The following is a 7,109-nucleotide window of genomic DNA, read 5'->3' as shown; positions in this document are numbered from 1 at the left end:
TTGAAGCAATGAAACAGTGTTTCTCTGCTGCAATGCAAAAATTGTAGCACAGGGTTTTCGCCAGTTTTCCCAAACTTCCGAGATTTTGTCGAAAGCATGAAAAAAGGGATGCAGAGAGCATCCCTTTTTCTTTCAGTGCCAGGTCTGCATCAGCTCACGGCACCGCCGTCACGGATGCGGTGCATCTCGCCGATATCCACCGTCCAGACCAGACCGTCGCCGATCTGCCCGGTGCGGCAGGCCGCGACAATTGCTTGGCGAATCGGCTCCACCATGGACTCCTCCACGATTACGCAGACCATGAGCTTGTCCGAAAAGTCGGTCAGCTCATCCTTGACCGTACGCTTGTCCACGGCTGCGGGGGCCGTAAAGCCCTCCGCCTTGAAAATCGTCACGCCAGGAAAATTCGGAATCGCACGCAGCTCGGTGCGCAGACGCTCCAACCGGCTGGGACGCACGATGGCGCGGATTTCTTTCATCGTCATCGGATCACTCCTTTCTCAAATCAAGCCTCGGTCGGCTTCTCGTCAAACCAGCGGTACAGCGTGGGCAGCACCACCAGCGTCAACAAAGTCGAGGTAATCAAACCACCGATCACCACGATAGCCAAGGGACGCTGAACTTCGGAGCCAGGACCCGTCGCAAACAGGAATGGCACCAGACCCAGCAAAGCCACGGTTGCGGTCATCATCACAGGGCGGAAGCGCTGAGTACAGCCTTCGCGCACAGCTTCGGCCACGTCCATGCCGTCCTGGCGCAGTTGGCGAATGCTGGATACAAGCACCACGCCGTTCAGCACAGCAATACCCCACAGGGCAATAAAGCCCACCGATGCCGGCACGCTCACATATTCGCCAGTGACAAACAGACCAATCAGGCCGCCAATCGAGGCAAAGGGCAGCACCAGAATGATCAGGCTCGCCAGCTTGATGGAGTTGAACAGCAGGAACAGCAGGAAGAAGATGGCCACGATGGTCAACGGCACGATCACCTGCAGCGTGCCCATGGCGCGCTCCATGTTTTCGAACTGACCGCCGAACTTGAAGTAGTAGCCGTCGGGCAGCTTGACTTCCTTGTCCAGGCGCTGCTCGACCTCGGCCACAAAGCCAGCCAGGTCACGCCCTTCGACATTGGCGCCCACAACCACGCGGCGCTTGCCACCTTCGCGGCTGATCTGCGCAGGGCCATCGACCAGTTCGATCTTGGCCAGACTGCTCAGCGGCACTTGCGCGCCAGCCGCCGTGGTCAGCAAAGTGGCACCAATGGCTTCGGGCGATCCACGATAGGACTCGGGGAAACGCACGACGACCGAGTAACGACGCTCTCCCTCATACAAGGTCGTCACGTCCTTGCCGCCAATGGCGGACTCCAGCAGACTTTGCACATCGGCAACGTTCAGGCCGTGACGAGCAATCGCCTTGCGGTCGATATCCACCGTCAGAGCCTGCTGACCCGAGAGTCGCTCGATACGGATGTCCGTACTGCCGGAGACGCTCTTTAGAATGCGTGCCACCTGCTCGGAGACTTCCTTGAGGTCTTCCAGCTCGTCCCCGAACACCTTCACGGCCAGTTGCGAGCGCACGCCGGTCACCATTTCATCCACCCGCTCGGAGATAGGCTGGGACAGAACAATCTGCACGCCGGGAATCTTGGACAGGCGCTGACGAATCTCTTCGTCGATCTCATCCTGGGTGCGCTCGGACTCGGGGTCCAGCAGCACGATGGGGTCAGACTCATTGGGGCCAGCAGGATCGGCCGGCGATTCGCCACGCCCCAGCTTGGAGACCACGGACTTCACGCCAGGCACCTGCGCCACTTCCTTCATGGCAGCCATTTCCATGCGAATGGATTCATCCAGGGAAATGCTGGGCACGCGGTTGATCTGCGGTGTCAGCGCACCTTCTTTCATGGTCGGCATGAAAGACTTGCCCAGGAACGGGAACAGGCCCAGCGATCCGATCAGCAAAGCCACGGCCACGGCCAGCGTCAGGCGATTGCGTGCAGTCGCACCGTCAAGCAAACGCAGATAGTGGCGCTTGAGGAAGCCAATCAGCTTGGTATCGTGATCGGCGCCGCCCTTGAGGAAGTAGGAGCACAGCACGGGCGACAGGAACAGCGACACGGCCAGCGAGATCGCCAGAGCCATGGCGATGGTCAGCGCCAGCGGACCGAACATCTTGCCTTCAATGCCTTGCAGCGTCATCAGCGGCAGGAACACCAAGATGATGATGGCAATACCAAAGATGGTGGGTGTAGCGACTTCCACGGTGGCCGACAGCACGGTGCGAATGCGCTCGCCGCGCGAATTGCCCGCCTGCCCCAGCTTGTGGAATACGTTTTCAACCACCACCACGGTGGCATCCACCATCAGACCAATGGCAATCGCCAAGCCCCCCAAGGACATCAGGTTGGCCGAAATGCCGTACTTGTTCATCATGATGAAGGTGGTCAGCGGCGTGATGATCAGTGTCGCCACAACGATCAGGCTGGAACGCACATCGCCCAGGAAGATGAACAGTACCACCACCACCAGGAAGATGCCTTCAATCAGCACCTTGCCCACGGTCCACAGGGCCGAATCCACCAGGTCGGTTCGGTCGTAGTAGGGAACGATCTGCAGGCCGCCGGGCAGCATGCCCTTGGAGTTGATTTCCTCGACACGCTCCTTCACGCGGGTCACGACTTCCTTGGCATTTCCGCCACGCATCATCAGCACGATGCCGGACACGCCCTCGGTATAGCCCCCCTTGATGATGGCACCCTGTCGCACCTCGGCATCAATCTGCACCTTGGCCACATCACGCACATAGACCGGCACGCCCCCCTGCTCCTTGAGCACGATGTTGCCGATATCGTCCAGCGTACGGATCATGCCCACGCCACGAATCAGATACTGCTCGGTCACCTGCGGCAGGATCCCGCCACTGGCATTGGCATTGTTGTCCGCCACGGCTTGCACCACCTGACGCACGCTCAGGTTGTAGTGACGCAGGCGGGCAGGATCGACCAGCACCTGATACTGCTTGACATATCCGCCCTGAGAGTTGATTTCAGCCACACCGGGAATGGATCGCAGCAACGGGCGCGCCACCCAGTCCTGAATGGTGCGACGCTCTGTCAACTCGGCCTGGGTCAGCTCCCGCTTGCCATCATCGGGGTGGTCCAGCGTGTATTGGTAGACCTCACCCAGGCCGGTGGACACCGGCCCCAGTACCGGCACGATGCCTTCAGGCATGCGGGGCGTGACTTCGATCAGACGCTCCGTCACCAACTGCCGGGCAAAGTACACATCGGTCGCATCGGTAAACACCAACGTGATGATGGACAGACCGCTCTTGTTGAGCGAGCGCATCTCTGCCAGGCCGGGCAATCCCGTCATGGCGATTTCGAGAGGCACGGTCACAAAACGCTCGATCTCCTCGGGCGAACGGCCGGGTGCTTCAGTGGCAACCTGAACCTGCACATTGGTCACATCGGGGAAAGCATCCACCGACAGATTCATGGCGGCACGCAGGCCAAAGCCACACATCACCAGCGCCAGCACGACCACCACCAGCCGCTGCGATAGCGCGGCACGAATCATGGAGGCAATCATGGGCTTACTCCAGTTCTGCGCGCTTGCGCTCGTTGTTCAGGTGGAATGCACCTTCGACCACGATCTGCGTGCCTTCGCTCAGCCCCTTGACCACAGGCCGCAGACCACCGCTGGCCGCACCCAGCTCCACCGGAGTCAGGCGATAGTGGTTTTCGGCTTTCTTGACGTAGACATGATCCTTGTCGTTCTCACGAACGACGGCCAGCGCCGGGATCGCCAGAGTCTTCTCCATGGCCCCCTGGATCTTCATGGTGGCCAGCATCTGGGGCTTCAGTGCCAGATCCTTGTTGTCAACCTGAGTGCGAATGGTCACGGTGCGGGTTTCGGGGGACACGGTGTCGCCCACGTAGATGATCTTGCCCGAGATGGGCGCCTCCTCGACGGTCAGCCCCAGCGCCGGCACATCGATCTGCACGTTCTGGCCAGTCTGCACGCTGCGTGCAATTTGCTCAGGCAGGGCGCCTACCACCCAGACATTGGAGAGATCCGCCACAGTGAACAGAGGGTCCCCCGGCTGCGCCACCTGGCCCTGGCTGACCTGGCGCTCGATCACGATACCGGCGGCAGAAGCCGTGATAGCAGCATTCGGTGCCACATTGCCCTTGGCGCGCAAACTGCTCAGCGCATCGGCGGACAAGCCCATCAGCTTGAGCTGGTCGCCTGCCGCCCTCAACTCTGCGCGCGCAATCTGCACTTCTGATTCGCGACGCAGCAGTTCTGCAGAGCCGATCACATCGGCAGCAATCAGCTGACGTGCCCGCTCTACGGAGCGCTCGGCAAGAGTCGCCGTGGCGCTGGCACGCATATAAGCCAGTTGAGCCGTGGTCAGCTCGGGGCTGGCGACGCGCGCCAGGGTCTGACCAGCTTTGACGCGATCACCTGTTTCGGCCAGCACCTCGGTCACACGTCCTGTCACGGCCGCACCGATGCGAGTGACCTTGCGTTCGTTGGCCTCAATACGACCGGCAACTTCCTGCACCGATGCAACTTCGGCCTGCGTTACCGCTGCGGTCTTGAAGTTGGTTGCCATTTCGGCTGAGACAACCACTTCCATGGGATCAAGCTCGGCCTTGGTATCTGCTGCAGCAACTGCAGCAGCCGGCTCCTCCTTGCCGCAGCCAGTCAGGGTCAATGTTGTCAGCCCGGCCAGCGCCAGTGCCAGAACCAGAGAGGCGGGACGCGCAGTCCTGGAATGATGATGAGAAGACATAAAGCGAATTCAAAAAAAACGAAAACGTGGTCTTGACTTTGAAAGCTCAAAGCGAGGAAGGCTGGGCATAGCGGCCAGCCAGAAAATCCAGTTCAATCCGGGCGGATTGCAGCTGATAACGAGCTTCAAGCAAATCGGCGCGCACCGTGCGCAGCACGCGCTGGGCATCCAGCACATCCAGAATGCCGCGCTCGCCGAAGCGGTAAGCTGCCTCTGCTACGCGCAAGGCCGATTCGGCCTCGCGCACCGCGCCCTCGCTCAGCGCCTTGGTGCGTACCTGCGCCATTTCCATGACCTTCCAGGCCTGCAGCATCTGCTGCTCCAGTTCGGCCTTGCGACCTTCCATGCGCAGGCGAGCACGCTCGGCCTCCGAAGCAGCCTCATCAATGGGACCGCGTCGCTGGTCGAACAGTGGAATCTGCATGCTCACGCCGATGGTGTTATTGCGGATGTCGGGTTCGCGCGTCTGCGCGTAACGCAGCTCAAGGCCCGGCCAACGGCTGGCTTTGGCACCATTTTTCTGCGCTTCGGCCTTGTCCACCTCGGACTGCAGTTGCAGCAGCTCCGGATGGGACTGCCAGTTGATGTTCTGCAACTGCGCCTTCTCCACCGGATCCTGCAGAGACAGAGCCAGATCAAAGCGATTGGGCAACTGGCCTGCAGCCAGACGATTGAGCGTGAGCTGGGATTGCTCTGCCAACAAACGGGCAGATTGTTCCTGCTGACGCGCGTTGATCAGCTCGGCATCGGCCTTGATGATTTCGTAGCGCGCTGCCTCACCACTGGAAACACGCACGCGTACACGCTCGTGAGCCTGCTCCAGCAGCTTGACGGCGTCATAGGCGGCCTGTGCCTGAGCCTGCCGCAGCACCACCTCATAGGCCTTGAGCTTGACCTGAGCAACGAGCGCATTGCGCGATGTGGCAATCTGGTGCACCGATGCTCGCTGCCCGGCTTCTGCTGCTTCTATGCGCGCAGCACGCACGGATGGCATTTCTATGGGGACCGAGATCCCCATGGTCTGCACATTGCCAGGCGTGGCCGATGCCAGGCGCGCCTTGTTGTCGCCACGACTCCACTCCAGTTTGGGGTTGGGCAGAGCACCGGCACTGACCACAGCCGCCTGAGCTGTGACGCTCGACTGCTGAACTGAGCGCAGCTCTGGGTTGTTGTCCAGCACGGTCTGCACCAGCTGCGTCAGGGTCAGCTTGGGCTGCACCTGATCGGAAATCGTGCTGCTGGCTTGTGGTGCGCCGCCGGCATTCTGAGCATGCGCAGCCAGAGCTGCAGCGAGACACAGGCCGAACACGGCCGAGCGCTTGAGGCTGAGCAATGGTGCAGGACCAGAAGAATTCTTGCTGGCCTTGGCCGGAAAAGAAGCCGGCACTCTCGATCTATTGAACATAGAACACAGCTGCCTTCTTGAGGGCAGATAAAGTGAGGAAAGGGTCGAAAACCCGTCATGCACATGCGGCAGCCGCCGCATGCAATGCAGGATCAGTTAAACCTGAGCAGGTGAAGCCGCCCCAGACCAGTCTCAGAGCCATGCTCTGCAGACAAGCACATTTCAAGCCAGCAAGCGCTGGAATGACGGGCAGCAGGTATCGGAGGTCTAAAAAGCTCAGCGCAAAGGTTCTGACGTGATAACGTCAGCTGAGCTGGAGCTAGCCTGCCAGCGGCAGGCCGAGACTTGGCGGACGCAACATGCTTTCCGGCCAGGGATAAGTCGGGTGCACCACATGCCCCTGAGGAGGCACCCGTACATCGGCCACACCGACAGCTACCGCTTCGGGAGGGCCAAACAATTCATTGCGATCGTCCTGCGCAGGATTGAGTTCGGCAGTGCGATGCGGACGATGAATGGAGAACTCAACGGTATCTTCTTCCACATCGTCCTCGAACTCCTGCAGCACATCAACACCGTACTCGTGCGGCTCTGCATCGAGTACATAAGCCATGGCCACAACATCTTGCGAACCCGCGGGCCACATGGCGATGAGTTGCACTCCGATGATGGAGGCAAACATCAGCAGCGACAGCAGAAAGGAAGACGCCGGGCGCATGGATCGAAGGAGCTGTGATTAAGCGAACAACAATGAAGGACTGAGACAGTCACTGGGAAGCAGACCCAATGATGACAAGATGGTGTACCGATTGGCAGCAAAAGTTCCCACATGGAAAACTTTTGTCAACATCTGTAAGGGTGAACGATAGCGTATCGCCATAGCACTTGCATGGCAAGGGTATCTTGCTAGAAAGTCAGGAGCACATCAGGTTCGCCAAAACATGAAAGGCAAGAAAAAA

The 7,109-nt window shown here is 59.7% G+C and carries 5 protein-coding genes; all 5 read right to left on the bottom strand.

What is annotated here, in order from left to right; genetic code table 11:
- Positions 1-149: 149 nt before the first annotated feature.
- Positions 150-485, bottom strand: coding sequence for a P-II family nitrogen regulator (locus tag CTATCC11996_RS21335; RefSeq protein ID WP_003080347.1), 336 nt, complete (start codon positions 483-485; stop codon positions 150-152).
- A 20-nt stretch (positions 486-505) separates the two neighbouring features.
- Entirely contained in the window at positions 506-3,595 is a 3,090-nt protein-coding gene (locus tag CTATCC11996_RS21330) for an efflux RND transporter permease subunit (RefSeq protein ID WP_003080345.1), read from the bottom strand.
- Between the two features lie 4 nt (positions 3,596-3,599).
- Positions 3,600-4,805, bottom strand: a complete 1,206-nt coding sequence (locus CTATCC11996_RS21325; RefSeq protein ID WP_003080343.1) for an efflux RND transporter periplasmic adaptor subunit — start codon at positions 4,803-4,805, stop codon at positions 3,600-3,602.
- Between the two features lie 46 nt (positions 4,806-4,851).
- The gene (locus CTATCC11996_RS21320; protein WP_003080341.1) at positions 4,852-6,138 is read right to left on the bottom strand and encodes a TolC family protein; all 1,287 of its coding nucleotides are present in this window, start codon (positions 6,136-6,138) and stop codon (positions 4,852-4,854) included.
- Positions 6,139-6,469: 331 nt separating this feature from the next.
- Entirely contained in the window at positions 6,470-6,868 is a 399-nt protein-coding gene (locus CTATCC11996_RS21315) for a hypothetical protein (RefSeq protein ID WP_003080339.1), read from the bottom strand.
- Positions 6,869-7,109: the final 241 nt, after the last annotated feature.

The organism is Comamonas testosteroni ATCC 11996 (assembly GCF_000241525.1).
GTDB classification, from domain to species: domain Bacteria; phylum Pseudomonadota; class Gammaproteobacteria; order Burkholderiales; family Burkholderiaceae_C; genus Comamonas; species Comamonas testosteroni.
Note: the sequence above shows the minus strand (reverse complement) of the source record. Positions and strands in the feature narration are given on the sequence as shown.